Origin of the sequence: Streptomyces sp. NPDC006235 (assembly GCF_040613735.1) — a bacterium.
Lineage (GTDB): Bacteria > Actinomycetota > Actinomycetes > Streptomycetales > Streptomycetaceae > Streptomyces.
On the sequence record NZ_JBEXSR010000006.1, the window covers coordinates 1 to 17,668 of the forward strand.

The 17,668-nt window shown below is 69.5% G+C and carries 15 protein-coding genes; 4 read left to right on the forward strand and 11 right to left on the reverse strand.

Annotated elements, in window-relative coordinates; genetic code table 11:
* Nucleotides 1-68: 68 nt before the first annotated feature.
* Together ABZ192_RS09325 and ABZ192_RS09330 are read right to left on the reverse strand one after the other, a co-directional pair.
* Nucleotides 69-1,349 (reverse strand): helix-turn-helix domain-containing protein, encoded by a 1,281-nt coding sequence (locus tag ABZ192_RS09325; RefSeq protein WP_356923914.1) that lies wholly within the window; start codon nt 1,347-1,349, stop codon nt 69-71.
* A gap of 377 nt (nt 1,350-1,726) precedes the next feature.
* Complete coding sequence (locus ABZ192_RS09330; protein ID WP_356923915.1) at nt 1,727-2,059, reverse strand: hypothetical protein; 333 nt, start codon at nt 2,057-2,059, stop codon at nt 1,727-1,729.
* Nucleotides 2,060-2,391: 332 nt separating this feature from the next.
* On the opposite strand from ABZ192_RS09330, the gene ABZ192_RS09335 reads away from it, so the two are divergent.
* On the forward strand, nt 2,392-2,919 hold the full coding sequence (locus tag ABZ192_RS09335; protein ID WP_086855635.1) for a universal stress protein: 528 nt from the start codon (nt 2,392-2,394) through the stop codon (nt 2,917-2,919).
* A 123-nt stretch (nt 2,920-3,042) separates the two neighbouring features.
* Entirely contained in the window at nt 3,043-3,603 is a 561-nt protein-coding gene (locus ABZ192_RS09340) for a GPR1/FUN34/YaaH family transporter (protein ID WP_356923916.1), read from the forward strand.
* A gap of 150 nt (nt 3,604-3,753) precedes the next feature.
* On the opposite strand, the gene glmS is transcribed toward ABZ192_RS09340, so the two are convergent.
* Both glmS and ABZ192_RS09350 read right to left on the reverse strand, forming a co-directional pair.
* Nucleotides 3,754-5,571: a glutamine--fructose-6-phosphate transaminase (isomerizing) gene (gene glmS / locus ABZ192_RS09345; protein WP_356923917.1), complete on the reverse strand. Its 1,818-nt coding sequence runs from the start codon at nt 5,569-5,571 to the stop codon at nt 3,754-3,756.
* A 12-nt stretch (nt 5,572-5,583) separates the two neighbouring features.
* The gene (locus ABZ192_RS09350) at nt 5,584-5,841 is read right to left on the reverse strand and encodes a hypothetical protein (RefSeq protein WP_031114246.1); all 258 of its coding nucleotides are present in this window, start codon (nt 5,839-5,841) and stop codon (nt 5,584-5,586) included.
* A gap of 165 nt (nt 5,842-6,006) precedes the next feature.
* Between ABZ192_RS09350 and ABZ192_RS09355 the strand changes: the two genes are divergently transcribed.
* A complete protein-coding gene (locus ABZ192_RS09355) occupies nt 6,007-7,566 on the forward strand; it encodes a metallophosphoesterase family protein (protein WP_356924175.1) in 1,560 nt (519 codons plus the stop codon).
* Nucleotides 7,567-7,579: 13 nt separating this feature from the next.
* Here ABZ192_RS09355 and ABZ192_RS09360 read toward each other — a convergent pair whose 3' ends face one another.
* On the reverse strand, nt 7,580-8,461 hold the full coding sequence (locus tag ABZ192_RS09360; protein ID WP_356923918.1) for a DUF4429 domain-containing protein: 882 nt from the start codon (nt 8,459-8,461) through the stop codon (nt 7,580-7,582).
* 149 nt (nt 8,462-8,610) lie between these two features.
* Between ABZ192_RS09360 and ABZ192_RS09365 the strand changes: the two genes are divergently transcribed.
* On the forward strand, nt 8,611-10,146 hold the full coding sequence (locus ABZ192_RS09365; RefSeq protein WP_356924176.1) for a beta-N-acetylhexosaminidase: 1,536 nt from the start codon (nt 8,611-8,613) through the stop codon (nt 10,144-10,146).
* 133 nt (nt 10,147-10,279) lie between these two features.
* On the opposite strand, the gene ABZ192_RS09370 is transcribed toward ABZ192_RS09365, so the two are convergent.
* The 6 genes from ABZ192_RS09370 to ABZ192_RS09395 form a co-directional block, all read right to left on the reverse strand.
* Nucleotides 10,280-12,049 carry an IucA/IucC family siderophore biosynthesis protein gene (locus ABZ192_RS09370; RefSeq protein ID WP_356923919.1) on the reverse strand — a complete coding sequence of 590 codons (1,770 nt, stop codon included), beginning with the start codon at nt 12,047-12,049 and terminating at the stop codon, nt 10,280-10,282.
* Complete coding sequence (locus tag ABZ192_RS09375; RefSeq protein ID WP_356923921.1) at nt 12,046-12,594, reverse strand: GNAT family N-acetyltransferase; 549 nt, start codon at nt 12,592-12,594, stop codon at nt 12,046-12,048. Before ABZ192_RS09375 ends, ABZ192_RS09370 begins: the two co-directional genes overlap by 4 nt.
* A complete protein-coding gene (locus ABZ192_RS09380) occupies nt 12,591-13,868 on the reverse strand; it encodes a lysine N(6)-hydroxylase/L-ornithine N(5)-oxygenase family protein (RefSeq protein WP_356923922.1) in 1,278 nt (425 codons plus the stop codon). Before ABZ192_RS09380 ends, ABZ192_RS09375 begins: the two co-directional genes overlap by 4 nt.
* Nucleotides 13,852-15,294, reverse strand: a complete 1,443-nt coding sequence (desA, locus tag ABZ192_RS09385; RefSeq protein ID WP_356923923.1) for a lysine decarboxylase DesA — start codon at nt 15,292-15,294, stop codon at nt 13,852-13,854. The genes ABZ192_RS09380 and desA overlap by 17 nt, the downstream gene beginning before the upstream one ends.
* Nucleotides 15,295-15,477: 183 nt before the next feature.
* The gene (locus ABZ192_RS09390) at nt 15,478-16,332 is read right to left on the reverse strand and encodes a siderophore-interacting protein (RefSeq protein WP_356923924.1); all 855 of its coding nucleotides are present in this window, start codon (nt 16,330-16,332) and stop codon (nt 15,478-15,480) included.
* A 138-nt stretch (nt 16,333-16,470) separates the two neighbouring features.
* Nucleotides 16,471-17,514, reverse strand: coding sequence for an ABC transporter substrate-binding protein (locus tag ABZ192_RS09395; protein WP_356923925.1), 1,044 nt, complete (start codon nt 17,512-17,514; stop codon nt 16,471-16,473).
* Between the last annotated feature and the right edge of the window lie 154 nt (nt 17,515-17,668).

Sequence of the window (17,668 nt, forward strand, 5' to 3'; positions counted from 1 at the left end):
CCGATCCTGGACCTGCCCGCCTCGACCGTCCAACCTCCGCGCGGGCCCGGTCACCGGCTCACGTCACATCACGTCGCGCTGCGCTGCCCCGGCAGACTCGCCCGGCTCGGCATGTACGACTCCCGCCCGTTGTCCGACGCGGCCGACGCCGACGCGGACAGGGCCGGGGACGATCCGACCGCGCTCGCCGCCGCCGTACGGCGGGACTGCAGCGGGACCGGGTGCTCCGGATGCAGCGGGGCGGGTGGCTGGCCGGGATGTCCCGGGTGCCCGGACATGCCGGGCCCCGTACCGCCCTGGGCGGCCTCGGTGTCCTGAGGCCGCTCGCCCTGCGGGCGCCGGGCGCGGTAGGCCGCCCGGTACGCGGCCGGCGACGAGCCCAGCTGGCGGCGGAAGTGCCCGCGCAGGGCGACCGGCGACCGGAAGCCGCAGCGCCCCGCCACCTCGTCCACCGAGTAGTCCGACGTCTCCAGCAGGCGCTGCGCCTGGAGCACCCGCTGTGTGATCAGCCACTGCAGCGGGGCACTCCCGGTCAGCGAGCGGAAGCGGCGGTCGAACGTACGACGGCTCATGTACGCGCGTGCCGCCAGCGTCTCCACGTCGAACTGTTCGTGGAGGTGCTCCAGCGCCCAGGCGACGACCTCGGCGAGCGGGTCGGCGCCGATCTCCTCTGGTAAAGACCTGTCGAGATAGCGCTCCTGGCCGCCGCTGCGGCGCGGGGGCACGACGAGACGCCGGGCCAGGGCCCCTGCCGCCTCGTTGCCGTGGTCCGTGCGCACGATGTGCAGGCACAGGTCGATGCCCGCGGCGGTGCCTGCCGACGTCAGCACGTCGCCGTCGTCCACGAACAGCTCCCGCGGATCGACGTGCACCGACGGATAGCGCTTGGCCAGCGTCGGCGCGTACATCCAGTGCGTCGTCGCGGGCCGGCCGTCCAGCAGGCCCGCCGCCGCGAGGACGAAGGCGCCGGTGCACAGCCCGACGATGCGGGCGCCCTCCTCGTGTGCGCGGCGCAGCGCGTCGAGCGCTTCGTCCGGTGGCGGAGAAGTGATCGAACGCCAGGCCGGTACGACGACCGTGCCCGCGCGTGAGATCGCTTCCAGGCCATGTGGCGCGGTGAGTTCCAGGCCCCCTGTGGTCCGCAGTGGGCCGTCCTCGCCGCCGCACACCAGCAGTCGGTAGCGCGGCACGCCGGCGTCCTGGCGGTCGATCCCGAACACCGACAACGGTATGGAACTCTCGAAGATGGGGCCGCCGCTGAACAGCAGCACCGCGACGATCTCCTTGCGACGTCGCCCGGAAAGCTTCCGGGCCGCGGCTTCCGGCGCGGCAGTGGAGTCGTGGCTCATACTGCTAAGCCCCCCTCGGTGGTCGCGGCTCCTCGGTTGTGTCGCTCCTGCACGTTTCCCCTCGGTCCTGCACGAGTCCCCCGCCGTAGACAGTCAAGATCGAATCTACTGTGTCCCGTTGCGCCGCAGTGGCCGGTTCGGCACTCGGCACATTGTCGACTTGGCAACTTGGCGTGAAGCATTCGATCACGAAGCGTTGCACTCGTGGGGCGTGCAGGGAAGTGCGCCTTGTCGCGGTGGCCAATCCGCGTAGGGTGCGCAGCACCCCCGAGGCCCTTTCCGTGCAGGTCGAACGGGGGTTGGGGGGTGGTCAGGGAGGGTGATGCACGGGTGCGAGAAGTTGGCTGAAAAGCAGCGTGCGTGTGCGCGGAAACCGGTCAGCCGACCGGTGTATCCCCGCCAGTGTGCCGTCCGCCACGGTGCGACCCCGTTCCGGTGCGGTGGTGACGGCCCCGGTGGGGCGCCCGGTCCTCGGCCGCCAGCCGGGCCGCGCCGCGCTCGGACTGCCGCAGCAGCACCCGGCACGCGCCCGTGACGGCCGCGAGCCCGAGGGCCGTGCCGGCGGCGCCGGCCAGGGAGGCGCCGTACCCGAGGAGCACCAGGGGGACGAGCAGGCAACTGAAGGCCGCCCAGCGAATCACGTCCGTCGCGGTGTCCCGCGGCGGCGGGGCCGCGCGGTCCGCCTCGGAGGCGGGGCGGGGTCCGGGCATGCGTGCTCCCTGTGGCGTGACTCACGGGGTTCAACGCGCGGCCGGTGAGCAGGTCACTGTGTGACCCGATCGCCCCCACGGGTAAGTGAATCCTGTGCAAACCGCCTGTACAGCGCAGCAACCATTGCGTTACGGGCGCCGCCTCGTGCATGCTCCCTGGAACCCGCACGGACGGCGGGCGGGATCTGGGTTAAGGAGGCGTGCCGCCGTACCCTTGGGGGTATGGGGTTGGGAAGACCATTCCCGGACACAGCTCCGCCGCACACTGCTGGATCTGTCAGCGAGCTCCGCTCGCGGGCCCACCCATAAAGGATCACAACGCCGAGACAGCCATGGCCGGTCACGAATTCTTCGAACCCGCGGACCGCAAGCGGCCCGTCGCCGATCCCACGGCGGCCGAGCCCCTGGCGGCGGAAGAGCCACGCCACTCCTGCGATCCCGCCTTCAAGCACGGGGTCGTCGTCGGCTTCGACGGCTCCACGTCCAGTGAGCGCGCCCTGGCGTACGCGATCGGCATGGCCCATCGCTCCGGGTCGGGCCTGATCATCGTCCACGTCGCCAACCGGCTGCCGACCACGGTGTGGGCCGGCTGTGAGCCGCCCGTGTTCGTGGACGTGCCGGACCACCGGACCGAGGTGCTCGGTCTTGAGCTGGCCTGTGCGGACTACCTCGCCGAGGTGCCCTGGATCCTGGTCGAGCGCGGCGGCGACATCTGCCACGAACTCGAAGAGGTCGGCCGGGAGTACGAGGCCGACGCGATCGTCGTCGGGTCGACCCACGGCCTCGTCGGGCGGATCTTCGGCTCCGTCGCCGGGCGGCTCGCCAAGCGGGCGAAGCGGCCCGTCATCGTCATTCCCTGAGCGTCAACTCCCTTGCGGCCCCTGTGCGGTGTGTAAACCTACTCGTGCGTATAGGTGTTTGTGCCCTTGTGAAGGGCATATACGGAACACCGCACAACTGCACATGCACGAAGGGAGCCCGCCGTGGACAAAGACGTCTCCGCGGGAAGCGGAATCACGACCGTGGCCGGTCGACTCGCCCTCGGAATCACCCTGTTGGCCTTCGGGCTCGGCAACACCGCCGTGATGGACGGGGTGTCGGCCGCCGATGCCACGTCCCTCGCCCAATACGTGGGAGGAGTCGCCCTCTTCGTCGCCGGAATGGTGGCCCTGCGCGAGGGTGACGCCGCCGGTGGTACGGCGTTCTCGGTACTCGGGGCGTTGTGGTTCACCTGGGCCGTGTCCGACGCCGCCGCCGGCAACGAGGCAGGGTTGTTCCTGCTGTTGTTCGCCCTGGTGGCGCTGTCTCTCACGCTGGCGGGCGGGGATCAGCTCGGGCGGGGCGTGTACGGCCTGTTCTGCGTGTCGCTGCTGCTTCTCGCGGTCGCGGCGTTCGCGGAGAACGACGGGCTTGCGAAGGCCGGGGGCTGGTTCGCCGTCGCCGCGGGTGCGGTGGCTTGGTACGCGGCCACCGCGGCGCTGGCGCACTGGCCCACGGCGGTTCCGCGACGCGCTGCCGGCCGGGGAGTGACGGCCACCGGTTAGCTGCGCGGGCCGGGGAGTTGGGCGGCTTCCCGGCGATGAAAACGGACCCCCTGTGCTTGGTGGCAGCGCGTGGGGGTCCGTCCTCTTTGTGTGACCTGTGCGGGTGCGTGGGGGTTGTTCGCGCAGTTCCCCGCGCCCCCCAAAAGCCAACTACTCGACTGTTACCGACTTGGCCAGGTTCCTCGGCTTGTCGATGTCCCTGCCGAGGGCGAGGGCCGTGTGGTACGCGAGGAGTTGGAGGGGGATGCCCATCAGGATCGGGTCCAGCTCGTCCTCGTTCTTCGGGACGACGATCGTCTCGTCGGCCTTCTCCTGGTGCTGGTGGGCCACCGCGAGGATCTTGCCGCTGCGGGCCTTGATCTCCTCCATGGCCGCGCGGTTCTTCTCCAGGAGGTCGTCGTCGGGGACGATCGCGACCGTGGGGAGAGCCGGCTCGATCAGGGCCAGCGGGCCGTGCTTGAGCTCGGAGGCGGGGTAGGCCTCGGCGTGGATGTAGGAGACCTCCTTGAGCTTCAGGGAGGCCTCGCGGGCCACCGGGTAGCCCCGCACCCGGCCGATGAAGAGCATCGAGCGGGCCTCGGCGAACTGCAGGGCCAGCTTCTTGACGTCCTCCTCGTGCTCCATGATCTCGGCGATCTGGGCGGGCAGCTTGCGCAGGCCCTCGATGATCCGCTTGCCGTCGCGGACCGACAGGTCGCGGGTGCGGCCCAGGTGCAGGGCGAGGAGCGCGAAGGCCACCGTGGTGTTGGTGAAGCACTTCGTGGAGACGACGCAGACCTCCGGGCCCGCGTGGACGTAGATGCCGCCGTCGGCCTCGCGGGCGATCGCGGAACCGACCACGTTCACCACGCCCAGGACCCGCGCGCCCTTGCGCTTGAGCTCCTGCACGGCGGCGAGGACGTCGTAGGTCTCGCCGGACTGGGAGACGGCGACGTAGAGGGTGTCGGGGTCGACGACCGCGTTGCGGTAGCGGAACTCCGAGGCCGGCTCGGCGTCGGCGGGGATGCGCGCCAGCTCCTCGATCATCTGGGCGCCGATCATGCCCGCGTGGTACGAGGTGCCGCAGCCGAGGATCTTCACGCGGCGGATCCGGCGGGCCTCGCGGGCGTCGAGGTTGAGGCCGCCCAGGTGCACGGTGGAGAAGCGGTCGTCGATGCGGCCGCGCAGCACGCGGTCCACGGCCTCGGCCTGCTCGTGGATCTCCTTGTGCATGTAGGTGTCGTGGCCGCCCATGTCGTAGGAGGCCGCCTCCCACTCCACGGTGGTGGGCTCCGCGGTGGTGCGGGTGCCCTCCGTCGTGTACGTGCGGAAGTCGTCGGCCTTCAGGGTGGCCATCTCGCCGTCGTCCAGCGTGACGATCTGGCGGGTGTGGGCGACCAGCGCGGCGATGTCCGACGCGACGAACATCTCCTTCTCGCCGATGCCGAGGACGACCGGGGAGCCGTTGCGGGCGACGACGATCCGGTCCGGGAAGTCGGCGTGCATGACGGCGATGCCGTAGGTGCCCTCGATGAGCCGGAGGGTCTCGCGGACCTTGTCCTCCAGCTTGGTGGCCTGCGAGCGGGCGATGAGGTGGACGAGGACCTCGGTGTCGGTCTCGGAGAGGAACTCGACGCCGTCCGCCTCCAGCTTGCGGCGCAGGTCGGAGGCGTTGTCGATGATGCCGTTGTGGACGACGGCGACCTTGCCCTCGGCGTCCAGGTGCGGGTGGGCGTTGACGTCGGAGGGGGCGCCGTGGGTGGCCCAGCGGGTGTGGGCGATGCCGGTCGTGCCCTTGAAGCGGGCCGGGACCTTGGCCTCCAGATCGCGGACGCGGCCCTTGGCCTTGACCATCTTCAGGCCGGAGGCCTTCGGGGACGTGATGACGACGCCCGCGGAGTCGTACCCGCGGTACTCCAGGCGCTGGAGGCCCTCCAGGAGGAGGGGAGCGACGTCACGCTTCCCGATGTAACCGACGATTCCGCACATGTATACGTATTCCTAGCCGTAGACGATGCGCCGCAGCTGCCGGAGCGAGAGCTCCGGCGGTGCCACCGCGCGGTATTTGAGATCCGCCTCGATCCGCTCGAAGATCGCCGCGTTCACCAGGCCCTGGGCCTGGAGCTCGCGGTGGCGGCGACGGACGTACTCCTCGGTCGTCTCGTCGAAGTAGGCGAGCACGTCCTGGATCACGCGCAGCGCCTCGCCCCGGCTGAGGGGCGTGGACCGCGTCAGATGATCAACGAGTTCGTCGTGCACCCGGTAGATCCTGAAGCACCGGCGGCGCTTACGCAAGAATTCTGCCCGGTTTCGGGCAGAGTGGTGTTGGAACACTTATGGGGCGCCCATGGGAGTCGCTTGGGCGGTTGTTCCCCGGGCGGATGTGTGTGGCGAGCAGCTTGTGACGCCATGGACATTCCTCGTATGGGCGTACCCGAGCGGCTCGCCGAGCGCATGAGCATGGCCGAGCAGCACGAGTACCTGCGCGCCAGGTTCTCCCGGCGCTCGATGATCAGAGGCGGCGCCGTCACGCTCGGTGCCGTAGTGGGCGGCGCCTTCGTGCCGGGTGCCACCTCCCAGGCGGCCGTACCGACCGCCCGCACCGCTGCCGCGACCGTCGACGGCGCGCTCGTCGCCCCCTTCGGCCGCCACCTCGCCTACGGCACCGACCCGCGCACCGAGATGACCGTCTCCTGGCAGGTCCCGGTCGCCGTCAAGAAGCCGTTCATCCGGATCGGCGCCCACCCCACCGACCTCTCCCGGAAGATCGACGCCGAGGTCCGCACCCTCTTCACACCGGCCGGTGTCGGCGCGAGCGGCAACCACACCCAGTACTACGTCCACGCCGAGCTAGCCCACCTGCGCCCGGGCCGGACGTACTACTACGGCGTCGGCCACCAGGGCTTCGACCCGGCCGAAGCCCACCTCCTGGGCACCCTCGGCACCTTCACCACCGCCCCCGCGCACAAGACGCCGTTCACCTTCACGGCCTTCGGCGACGAGGGCGTCAGCTACCACGCGCTCGCCAACAACAGCCTCCTCCTCGGCCAGAACCCCGCCTTCCATCTGCATGCCGGCGACATCGCGTACGGCGACCCCACCGGCCAGGGCCGGACCGACGACACCGGCTTTGACTCGCGCGTGTGGGACCAGTTCCTCGCCCAGACCGAGTCCGTCGCCAAGTCCGTACCGTGGATGCCCGCCTACGGCAACCACGACATGGAGGCCTGGTACTCGCCCAACGGCTACGGCGGCGAGGAGGCGCGCTGGACCCTCCCGGACAACGGCCCCGACAAGAAGAACCTCCCGGGCGTCTACTCCTTCGCCTACGGCAACACCGCCGTCATCTCGCTCGACGCCAACGACATCTCCTACGAGATCCCGGCCAACCTCGGCATCTCGGGCGGCACCCAGACCAAGTGGCTCGAAGCCCAGCTGACGAAGTACCGGGCCGCGCCCGACATCGACTTCATCGTCGTGTTCTTCCACCACTGCGCCTACTGCACCTCCACCTCCCACGCCTCCGAGGGCGGGGTCCGGCAGGAGTGGGTGCCGCTGTTCGAGAAGTACACCGTGGACCTGGTCATCAACGGCCACAACCACCAGTACGAGCGCACCGACGTCATCAAGGGCGACAAGGTCACCAGGAAGCTCCCGATCGGCGGCACGGCCTACCCGGAGACCGACGGCGTGGTGTACGTGACGGCCGGCGCGGCGGGCCGCAGCCTCTACGCGTTCAGCGCCCCGCTGTCGTACCAGGGCAACGAGCACGACGTGGACTCCGTGTCCTCGTTCGTCAACGTCAAGGGCGGCAAGCAGAACGAGACCGTCACCTGGTCCCGGGTGCGCTACCTCGACTACTCCTTCCTGCGTGTGGACGTCACCCCCGCGCCGAAGGGGCGCCTGGCCACGCTGACGGTGCGCGGCATCGCCGAGACCGGTGACCAGGTGGACCACTTCACGGTGGCGCGCCGGGCCAAGTAGCGCCCCGCGGCTGCTACATCCGCTTGAGGATCGCCTGTTTGGCCAGGGCGAACTCGTCGTCCGTCAGGACGCCCGTGCGGTGCAGGTCGCCGAGCTCGCGCAGGCGGCGCAGCAGGGCGTCATGATCGTCCTCGGCGGACGCGACCGGGGGAGAAGGCAGTTCCGGTCGCGTGTCCGGGACGTCGGCGGCGGCCCGGGCCGGGTGCGGAAGCCTGGCCTGGACCGCCGCCGCGACCAGCGCCATCAGCGGGTCCTTCTTGAAGCCCCACAGCTCCACGGCGTTGGGGTCGTACTTGGGCGGGGCCTTGGTGGGCGCGTTCCGCACGGTGAAGCGGAGGTAGCCGTTCTCCAGGCCGGCCGCCGGCTGCCACTCCACGCCCGTGATGTCGGAGAGCGCGAGCGTGCGGGCACCGGCGGCCGCCTTGGCGTCCTCCGTCTTCCAGTTCCACTCCAGGCGTATGCGCTCACCGTCGAAGCCGGCGGTGCCGTCTCCGGCGGAGACCGACAGCGGCACGGAGGGTCCCGGCAACAGGTACTCGTCCACCGGCTCGCTCGGCACCTGGTCCAGGAGCAGCGCGTTGCGGACCTCCTCCGTGAAGTACTCGGCGACGCCGTAGCGGTCGGACTCCACGATCAGCTGGTAGGGGTCGTGGGGCTCGGTGAGCCGGCCGCCCGTGGCGTGCAGCAGCGGGTCGGCGCCGTCGCGCAGGCGGAGCCTGAGCCGCCCCGTCTTCTTGCCCTGTTCGAAGGAGATCCCGGCCAACGCCCCCAGCGGGACGACCAGTTCACCCAGCTCCCTGCGCAGCAGACTGACGTTCTTGTCCCGCCCGGGGGTCAGCCGCAGGGCGTCGCCGTCGAAGGTCCATGTGCCGTCCTTCTGGATGATTTCCGCCATGGGGTGGATTGTTCCACCGGTCTCACGAGAGAGTGGTCCAGACCTCTCGGGGCTCACCGGCTCATGGAAGGGACACGCTTGTGACACACGGCCGTACGAGACCGCGCCACAGAACGCTTCGCCTCCTCGGTTCCCTGCTGCTGGTGGGGATGGGCCTCTCCATGGCCGGGGGCGCCCCGGCCCAGGCGGCAGCGCCCACCCCGCTCGACCGGGTCGTCCCCGCGCCCGCCTCGGTCGCCCCGGGTGGCTCCCCCTACCGGATCACCCGCGGCACGCACATCCACGTCGACGGCTCGCCGGAGGCGCGGCGCGTCGCCGAGTACCTCGCGGCCGTCCTGCGGCCGTCGACCGGCTACCGCCTCCCGGTCACCGGCCACGGCGCCGGGGGCATCCGGCTGCGCCTCGCCGAGGGACCCTTCGGCGCCGAGGGCTACCGCATCGACAGCGGCCGGGGCGGTGTCACCATCACCGCGGCCCGGCCCGCCGGTCTCTTCCACGGCGTCCAGACGCTGCGCCAGCTCCTCCCCGCGGCCGTCGAGAAGGACACCGTCCAGCCCGGCCCCTGGCTGATCGCCGGCGGCACCATCAAGGACCGTCCGCGCTACGGCTGGCGCGGTGCCATGCTCGACGTCTCCCGGCACTTCTTCAGCGTCGACCAGGTCAAGCGCTACATCGACCAGCTCGCCCTCTACAAGATCAACAAGCTGCATCTGCACCTGAGCGACGACCAGGGCTGGCGCATCGCCATCGACTCCTGGCCGCGCCTCGCGACGCACGGCGGCTCCACGGAGGTCGGCGGCGGACCCGGCGGCTTCTACACCAAGGCCCAGTACAAGGAGATCGTGCGGTACGCCGGCTCCCGCTTCCTGGAGGTCGTCCCCGAGATAGACATGCCGGGCCACACCAACGCGGCCCTCGCGTCCTACGCCGACCTGAACTGCGACGGCGTCGCGCCCCCGCTCTACACCGGCACCGAGGTCGGCTTCAGCTCGCTGTGCGTCGACAAGGAGATCACGTACGACTTCGTGGACGACGTGGTCCGGGAGCTGGCCGCGCTCACGCCGGGCAGGTACCTCCACATCGGGGGCGACGAGGCGCATTCCACCAGCCATGAGGACTACGTCAAGTTCATGGACCGGGTGCAGCCGGTCGTCGCGAAGTACGGCAAGACGGTCGTCGGCTGGCATCAGCTGACCGGCGCGACACCGGCGAAGGGGGCGCTCGCCCAGTACTGGGGGCTCGACAGCACCAGTGCGGAGGAGAAGGCGCGGGTGGTGAAGGCCGCGCAGGAGGGCACGGGGCTGATTCTGTCTCCGGCCGACCGGGTCTATCTCGACATGAAGTACACGAAGGACACGCCGCTGGGATTGTCCTGGGCGGGGTATGTCGAGGTGCGGCGGTCCTACGACTGGGATCCGGGGGCTTATCTGCCCGGGGTGCCGGAGGGGGCCGTGCGGGGGGTCGAGGCGCCGTTGTGGACGGAGACGGTCGAGAACTCCGGGCATGTTGAGTACATGGCGTTTCCGCGGTTGCCGGGGGTTGCCGAGTTGGGGTGGTCGTCGGGGGCTTCTCACGACTGGGAGCGGTACAAGGGGCGGCTAGCTGCGCAGGCTGAGCGGTGGGATGCCCTGGGTATTGAGTGGTATCGGTCGCCGCAGGTGCCGTGGGGTTCTGCCGGCCGGTGATTCGTCTGCGGGCCGGTGGGGGCCGGCCGCGCAGTTCCCCGCGCCCCTAAAAGATGCGCAGTTCCCCGCGCCCCTAAAAAAAGACAGACACCCTCGGTGGACCGTACACCGGGGGTGCCCGTCTGCTGTGGGGTCAGAACTCCGCGATCGGGTTCTTCAGGGTGCCGACCAGCTGGAGGGCGCCGGACGGGTCCGAGAGGTCGACCATCTGTTCGTTGTTGCGGAGTTGGAGGCGGTTGAGGCAGGACAGGGCGAACTCGGGGGCGAACATGTCGTACTGCTCGAACTTGTCGGCCAGTGAGGGCATCGAGTCCTGGTAGGCGCGGGTGACCTCCGCGACGGTGCGCCAGAAGTCGTCCTCCTCCAGGATGCCCTCGGAGGCGAGGTTCGCCGCGAGGAAGCGGAAGAAGCAGTCGAAGACGTCCGTGAAGACCGACAGGAGTTTCTTGTCCTCCGGGACCTCCACGCGCAGTCGCTCCACCGTCGGCGGCAGCACCGCGTCCGGGTCCATGACGGCGATCTCCTCGGCGATGTCCTTGTAGATCGCGCGCTGCACGACCCCGTCCTTGAGCACCAGGATGACGTTCTCGCCGTGCGGCATGAACACCAGGTCGTAGGCGTAGAAGCTGTGCAGGAGGGGCGTGAAGTAGGCCTGGAGGTAGCGGCGCAGCCATTCGGTCGGGGTGAGGCCCGACCGCTCGATCAGCGCACCCGCGACCGACGCTCCCTCGTGGTCGACATGGACCAGGGACGCCATCGTGGCCAGGGACTCGCCCTCCTTCAGGGACGGCACCGGGCTCTCCCGCCACAGCGCGGCGAGCATCTTGCGGTACGGCGAGTAGCGGTCCGTCGCCTGCTCGTACTCCAGGTGCCGGTAGCCGACGGCGGCGCGCTCCCGGATGATCGACAGGCCGGTCGACCTCAGGACCGGGTCGTTGTCGATGAGCTGGGCCAGCCAGTCGTTGATCGCGGGCGTGGCCTCCATGTAGGCGGCCGACAGCCCGCGCATGAAGCCCATGTTGATGACGGACAGGGCCGTCTTCACATAGTGCTTCTCGGGGCTGGACTTGTTGAAGAAGGTCCTGATGGACTGCTGGGCCAGGTACTCGTCGTCGCCCTCGCCGAGGCATACGAGGTGTTTGCGGGCGACCTCGGCCGCGAAGGTGACGGTGAGTTTGTTCCACCACTGCCAGGGGTGGACCGGGATGAGGAGGTAGTCGGCCGGGTCCAGGCCCTGGTCGCGCAGGACGCCGTGGAAGCGCTCGACGGTCTCCGCGCCCAGTTCCTCGCGCAGGAACGACTCGTACTCGATGCCGACACCGGCCGTGAACGCGGCCCGCGAGCGGTGGGCCGCGAGCCAGACGAGCCGGACGGGGCTCGACGTCTCCGGCGCGTACGACAGGTACTCGTGGATGCCGAAGCCGAGCCGGCCGTTGTTGGCCACGAAGCAGGGGTGGCCCTCGGTCATGCCGGTCTCGATCGTCTGGAAGTCGCTGCGCGCGAGCTCGGCGGCCGTGATCCGCGGCTTGGTGAGCTTGTAGCAGGTGCCCGAGAGGGTGGAGGAGATCTCCTCCAGGTAGACGGGCAGGATGTCGTCGCTCAGACCGAGGGACTTCTGCATCTCGATGAAGAAGTCCAGGGCGGCGAGCGGGAGTTCCGCGCCGTCCCGGTGCCGGGTGATCGAGTCGGCGTCGATCTGCCAGTGGTCGAGGGCGCGCAGCGTGGCCGTGAAGGCGTACCGGGTCTGGCCGTCGTCACTGCGGACGACGTAACCGTTCCCGTCCTGCTCGGGGGTGATCAGGCGCTCGTGCGCGAACTCGGCGAGCGCCTTGCGGATCAGGAGGCGGTTGGCCCGCGCCCAGCGGTGGGGGGACAGATGCGCTACGGCGTCGGACAGGGTCATACGGCTACTCCTCGGGCGGCCAGGAACTGCTCACGCGTGCAGAAGCTCAGCAGCGCGCGTTTCTCCGGCTTGTCGATCTCACGGACGGGCACAAAGCCGACGGCCTCGTTCAGCGCGTGCACGGCCTTGTTGCTCACGTCGGGCTCCACCACGACCCGGCGGGTGCGCGGGTCGGCGAACAGCTCGTCCATCACGGCCGTGATGACCGCCCGGGTGAAGCCGTGGATCGGCCGGTCGGTCGGCGCGACCAGGAAGTGCATGCCGACGTCGCCGGGCTCCGGCTCGTACAGCCCGGTCAACTCGACGTACCGGGGGTCGTACTTCTCCATCAGGAACGCGGGACGGCCCTCGTACAGGCCGAGGTAGGCGTGGTGGTGCTCGTGCACCGCGATGCGCATGTACTCGCGCTCGACGTCCGGGAGTGTCGCGTCCTGCATCATCCAGTAGGCCGCCTTGGGGTGGGTGACCCAGGAGTGCAGCAGCTCGGCGTCCTTCAGGGGGTCGAGCGGGCGGATGGTGAACGTGCCGATGCCGGTGGTGCTCATACGGAGAACTCCTGGAACGCGATCGTCTTCTCCACCGGGTAGTACTCGGTGCCGAGCAGCTCGCGGATGATGTACGCGTTCCGGTACGGGCCCATGCCCAGGTCGGGGCTGGTGATGCTGTGGGTGTGGACGCCGGCGTTCTGGAGGAAGATGCCCCGGCCGGTGACGTCGACGGCGTAGTTGCGGGCGACGTCGAAGTTGCCCCGGGAGTCGTAGACCAGGCGGTCGCGGACGGGCTTGAGGAACTCCGGCTCGGCGTACCGGTAACCGGTGGCCAGGACCAGGCCCTCGGAGGTCAGCTCGAAGTCCTTGCCCTGCTCCTCCTGGCGGAAGCCGAGCGTGTACGTGCCGTTCTCGTACGTCGCGCTGGTCAACGAGGAGTTGGTGAGCAGGCGCGTGGGGACGGGACCGCCGAGGTTCTTCTGGTAGAGCAGGTCGAAGATCTCATTGATCAGGTCGCCGTCGATGCCCTTGAACAGGCCCTTCTGCTCGGCCGTGAGGCGGTAGCGGGTGGCCTCGGGCAGCTCGCGGAAGTAGTCGACGTACTCCGGCGAGGTCATCTCCAGCGTGAGCTTGGTGTACTCCAGCGGGAAGAAGCGCGGGGAGCGGGTGACCCAGTTCAGCCGGTAGCCGTGGACGTCGATCTCGCTGAGCAGGTCGTAGTAGATCTCGGCGGCCGACTGGCCCGAGCCGACGAGCGTGATCGAGTCCTTCTTCTGGAGCTCGGCCTTGTGGCTCAGGTAGCGGGAGTTGTGGATGAAGTCACCGCCCAGGTTCGCGCAGGCCTCGGGGATGTGGGGCGGAGTGCCCGTGCCGAGGACGAGGTGACGGGCGCGGAAGACGTCTCCGGCCTCGGTGTGCACGAGGTAGACGTCGTCCTCGTACCGGACTTCCGTCACTGTCGTGTTGAAGCGGATGCTGCGGAGCTGGTTCGCGGCCCAGCGGCAGTAGTCGTCGTACTCGACGCGCAGCGGGTAGAAGTTCTCGCGGATGTAGAACGAGTACAGCCGGCCCTTCTCCTTCAGGTAGTTCAGGAAGGAGTACGGGGACGTGGGGTCGGCGAGGGTGACCAGGTCCGACATGAACGGCGTCTGGAGGTGGGCGCCGTCGAGGAACATCCCCGCGTGCCACTCGAAGTCGGGCTTCGACTCCAGGAAGACGCCGTCGAGCTCGTCGATCGGTTCGGTGAGGCAGGCCAGGCCGAGGTTGAAGGGGCCGAGCCCGATGCCCACGAAGTCATGGATTCTGTTCGGGTTTTCAGGACGCGCGGTCAAGGGACTCTCCCAGGTACTGCTCGGCGTGGCCGGCGATCAGATCGAGGACGGCGGCGATGTCGGACGCCTGCGTCTCGGGGTTGAGCAGGGTGAACTTCAGGTAGTGCCGGGCGCCGACCTTGGTGCCCGCGACGATGGCGTCACCGGAGGCGAACAGGGCCTTGCGGGCGTAGAGGTTGGCGCGGTCGATCTCGGCGGGGTCGGTGACGGACGCCGGGATGTAGCGGAAGACCAGGGTGGACAGGCTCGGCTCCACGACGACGTCGAAGCGCGGGTCGGCGGCGAGCAGCTTCCAGCCCTCCCGGGCCAGCTCGCACACCTCGTCGAAGAGCTGCCCGATGCCGTCGGCGCCCATGGTCCTCAGCGTCATCCACAGCTTGAGGGCGTCGAAGCGGCGGGTGGTCTGCAGGGACTTGTCCACCTGGTTGGGGATACGTTCCTGCACCATGCGGCGCGGGTTCAGGTACTCGGCGTGGTAGGTGGCGTGCTGGAGCGTGGCGGCGTCGCGGACCAGCACGGCGGACGAACTCACCGGCTGGAAGAAGGACTTGTGGTAGTCCACGGTGACGGAGTCGGCGCGCTCGATGCCGTTCAGCCGGTCCCGGTGCTTCAGGGAGGCGAGCAGGCCGCAGCCGTAGGCGGCGTCGACGTGCATCCAGGTGCCGAACTGCTCGCACAGCTCGGCGATCTCGGGCAGCGGGTCGATCGAGCCGAAGTCGGTGGTGCCGGCGGTGGCGACGACGGCCATGGGCACGAGGCCGTCCTGCTTGCAGCGCTCCAGTTCACGGGCGAGGGCGACGGTCTGCATGCGCTTGTCGTGGTCGACGGGTATGGAGACCACGGAGTCCTGGCCCAGGCCCAGCAGTTTCGCGGACTTCTTCACGCTGAAGTGGCTGACCTCGGAGGCGAAGATCCGCAGTTTGGCCAGCGTGTCCGTCTTTGCCTCCTCACGCGCGAGCAGCAGCGCCTGGAGGTTGGACTGGGTGCCGCCGGAGGTGAACACGCCGTCGGCGGCGGGGCCGAGGCCGATGCGCTCGGTCGTCCAGTCGATCAGTTTGCGCTCGATGAGCGTGCCGCCGGCCGACTGGTCCCAGGTGTCCAGGGAGGAGTTCACGGCGGACAGCACGGCCTCGCCGAGCACGGCCGGGATGACGACCGGGCAGTTGAGGTGGGCGAGGTAGCGGGGGTGGTGGAAGTAGACCGCGTCCCGGAGGTAGACGTCCTCCAGTTCGTCGAGCACCGCGGCGGTGTCGTGCAGCGGCTTGTCGAGGTCGATCGCGTCGATGGCGGGAGCGAGGGCGTCGACGGTGACGCCGCTGAACGGCCGTTCGGTGGTGGCGATTTTGGCGGCCACCCGCTCGACTCCGGCGGTCACGGAGCGGCGGTACTGCTCCGCGGTGGTGTCGTTGAGCAGGTGCGAGCGCATGTAGGGGTCCTCCGGTGGGGACAGTCCGGTGCGGGACAGGGGCGGGCTGAACCGCGGGTTCAACTTAGGTAAGCCTAACCTAAGTTGTTCATCGGGGAACCGGGCCCTGCCGTGACTGTGGTCACTTGGGTCACAACTGTGGTCACCCACCCATGGGTCACATGGGTGGGTGGGGGGCGAGGGCTATCCCTCTGCCCGCAACTGCTCCTCGCTCACGCCACGGCGCCAGTAGCCGACGAACGTGACCCGGCGGCGGTCGATGCCGCGCTCGCGCACGAAGTGCCGGCGCAGCTCCTTCACACAGCCGGACTCGCCGGCGATCCAGACGTACGGCCGCTCGGCCGGGGGCAGTTGGGCCTCGCGGAGGACGTCGGGGGCCATGGAGGAGCCCTCGCGGCCCGCCTCCTCCCTCACGAGCCAGGTGATCTCGGCGTCCGCCTCGGTCACCAGGTCCTGGATGTCCCCGGCGTGCGGCACCTCCAGCCAGACCCGGGCGCGGGTGCCGGCCGGCAGCGACTCGACGATGGCCGAGGCGGCCGGTACGGCGGTCTCGTCGCCCCAGACGACCACGAGGTCGGTGTCCTCGGGCGGCCGGAAGCGGATCGCCCGGTTGTCGGCGACGGCCGGGCCGAGCAGCAGCACCCGGTCGCCGGCGGCGGCACCGGCGGCCCAGCGGGAGGCGGGGCCGGCCTGCACCGAGGCGCCCGGCTCGACGCCGTGCAGGGCGAAGTCGATGTCGATCTCGTCCGGGTCGCGGCGCAGCTCCCGCAGGGTGTACGACCGCATCACGGCCCGGACGTCGTCCGGCAGTTCACGCCAGCCCTGCCACCACCCGTCCCCGAGCTCGAGCGGGACGACCGGCTCGGGCTGCCCCGGGTGGGGCAGGAACAGCGACAGCGACTGGTCACGCCCGTCGGAGTGAAAGGCGTGCAGATCGGGCCCGCCGAAGGTGACACGGACCAGGGACGGACCGAGCCGCCTCGTCCGCACGACCTGAAGCGAAAAGAAACGGAACGGGGCGGCCACGGCGGTGGTCATGGGGGCTCCTGAGTCATTGTCACGGGGCTGGGGTGACTTACCTAGGGGCGCGGGGCTGTGTCGACATGCGGCTCCGCCGCGTGGGCGCGACAAGCCACAACGGACCCGCCGCGCCACTCAGTCCATCCGGCAGCCTGCTTAGGCGACCTTCTTGGCCGTCTCGATGGCCTTCGCCAGGTTCTCCACCAACGGCACGCACTTGTCGTACGACAGAATCGGCTCGGCCGACCGGGAGATGACCTGCCCGGCCTTCACCGCGGGCAGCTTCTTCCACGTCGCCTCGGTGATGTTCGCCGGCTGGATCGCCGAGGACCGGTCGTCCATCATGATGACGTCGGCCGCGTACTTGTCGACGTTCTCCCAGCTCAGGCTCTCGAACCAGCCGCCGCCCTTCGCCTTGGCCTTCTCCGGCGGCTCGACGAAGTTCACGCCGAGGGCCTTGAAGTACTCCAGGTCGACGGAGAGGTTGGTGCCGGAGACGTAGAAGAGCTCCTGGCTCGCGGAACCGGCCATCACCTTGATGTCGGGGTGTGCCTTGGCGGCCTTGCGCAGCCGCTCGGAGGCCTCCTCGAACCGCTTCTTGGCCTCAGTGACCTTCGCGGCCTTCATGTCGCCGCCGAGGGACTCGGCCAGCTCCCACATGCGCTGCAGCGGGGCGGTGAGCTGACGGTCGTAGACCGAGATACCGACGCTCGGGGCGAGCTTGGCGATCTTGTCCTTGGAGGCCTCGGGGACGTACCAGAGGGTGCCCGCGGAGTCGAACATGGTGCTGATCAGCACCTCGGGGGCGAGGGCGGCGTACTTCTCGACGTTGAACTGGTCCCAGGTGTTGCCGAGGATGGTCACCTTGCTGATGTCCATGTCGCCGGCCTGGACGTCGGGCTTGCCGTCCTGCGTCTTGGTGGGGCCGAAGACGCCCTTGACGGAGACGCCGTAGTCGTAGAGGGCGGCGGCGACGCCGGTGAAGGCGACGATGTTCGCGGGGACCTTGTCGAGCTGCACATTCTTGCCGCGGTCGTCCTTGAAGGACCACGGGCCGGACTTGGCGGACGCCTTCGAGTCCGAGCCGCCGTCCGTCGAGTCCTCGCTGCCACACGCGGTCACGAGCGCACCGAGTCCGAGGGCACCGCCGGCGGCGAGGATGCCGCGGCGGGAGAAGCGGGCGGTTCTGGCGTTCGACATCGCTGGGTCTGCTTTCGTACGTACGGAGCCACTGCGGGCACGGCTGACAGCCAGTTGGCTGGATTTAAGCTTAGGTTAGCCTAACCTCATGCTGTGTCCAGGGGGGCTCTGGTGTCTGTGCCCGGGGGAGAGGACGGAGATGCCCGCGGGGTCA

What these genes read in the sequence shown, in the direction of transcription:
- ABZ192_RS09335 (WP_086855635.1), top strand. Translation starts at nt 2,392, where the DNA reads ATGGCCGGTCACGAATTCTTCGAACCCGCGGACCGCAAGCGGCCCGTC.
- ABZ192_RS09325 (WP_356923914.1), bottom strand. Translation starts at nt 1,349, where the DNA reads ATGAGCCACGACTCCACTGCCGCGCCGGAAGCCGCGGCCCGGAAGCTT.
- ABZ192_RS09365 (WP_356924176.1), top strand. Translation starts at nt 8,611, where the DNA reads ATGGGCCTCTCCATGGCCGGGGGCGCCCCGGCCCAGGCGGCAGCGCCC.
- desA (WP_356923923.1), bottom strand. Translation starts at nt 15,294, where the DNA reads ATGCGCTCGCACCTGCTCAACGACACCACCGCGGAGCAGTACCGCCGC.
- ABZ192_RS09330 (WP_356923915.1), bottom strand. Translation starts at nt 2,059, where the DNA reads ATGCCCGGACCCCGCCCCGCCTCCGAGGCGGACCGCGCGGCCCCGCCG.
- ABZ192_RS09370 (WP_356923919.1), bottom strand. Translation starts at nt 12,049, where the DNA reads ATGACCCTGTCCGACGCCGTAGCGCATCTGTCCCCCCACCGCTGGGCG.
- glmS (WP_356923917.1), bottom strand. Translation starts at nt 5,571, where the DNA reads ATGTGCGGAATCGTCGGTTACATCGGGAAGCGTGACGTCGCTCCCCTC.
- ABZ192_RS09375 (WP_356923921.1), bottom strand. Translation starts at nt 12,594, where the DNA reads ATGAGCACCACCGGCATCGGCACGTTCACCATCCGCCCGCTCGACCCC.
- ABZ192_RS09360 (WP_356923918.1), bottom strand. Translation starts at nt 8,461, where the DNA reads ATGGCGGAAATCATCCAGAAGGACGGCACATGGACCTTCGACGGCGAC.
- ABZ192_RS09355 (WP_356924175.1), top strand. Translation starts at nt 6,007, where the DNA reads ATGGGCGTACCCGAGCGGCTCGCCGAGCGCATGAGCATGGCCGAGCAG.
- ABZ192_RS09390 (WP_356923924.1), bottom strand. Translation starts at nt 16,332, where the DNA reads ATGACCACCGCCGTGGCCGCCCCGTTCCGTTTCTTTTCGCTTCAGGTC.
- ABZ192_RS09395 (WP_356923925.1), bottom strand. Translation starts at nt 17,514, where the DNA reads ATGTCGAACGCCAGAACCGCCCGCTTCTCCCGCCGCGGCATCCTCGCC.